The organism is Streptomyces sp. SID3212 (genome assembly GCF_009865405.1).
Taxonomy (GTDB): Bacteria; Actinomycetota; Actinomycetes; order Streptomycetales; family Streptomycetaceae; genus Streptomyces.
Genome location: NZ_WWJY01000446.1, coordinates 1 through 416, shown reverse-complemented (window position 1 = coordinate 416; position 416 = coordinate 1). Strand labels below are relative to the sequence as shown.

General features: G+C 76.0%; 1 pseudogene. It reads right to left on the bottom strand.

Annotated elements, in window-relative coordinates:
• Positions 1 to 148: 148 nt before the first annotated feature.
• Positions 149 to 416: pseudogene (locus GT042_RS13080) on the bottom strand (ribonuclease D); the annotation flags it as partial.

The window sequence follows — 416 nt, the reverse complement described above, 5'->3', positions numbered from 1 at the left end:
GTCCGGCGTTTGAGGACATCGGTAAGCCGCGCCTGCGCACCGGGGGGAGGGCAAATCCAGCCCGTCCGGCGTTTGAGGACGCAGTGAGCCGCGCCCGCGCGCCGGGCGGATCCAGCCCGTCCGGCGATTGAGGACATCGGGGCGCGGGTCAAGCCGAGAGGGCCTCCGCCAGGACCGGGGCGACCTGGGTCACCTGCCATGCGCGGGCGCCATGCGACGTCAGGGCCTCCGCCACCGCCTCCGGAGTCGGAGACGCCGGCGGCTCCCAGCACACCCGCCGCACCGTGTCCGGCGTGATCAGGTTCTCCTGCGGCATGTTCAACCGCTCCGCCAGCGCGGACACCGCCGCCCGCGCGGCGGACAGCCGCGCCGCCGCCTCCGGGTCCTTGTCCGCCCAGGACCGCGGCGGCGGCGGG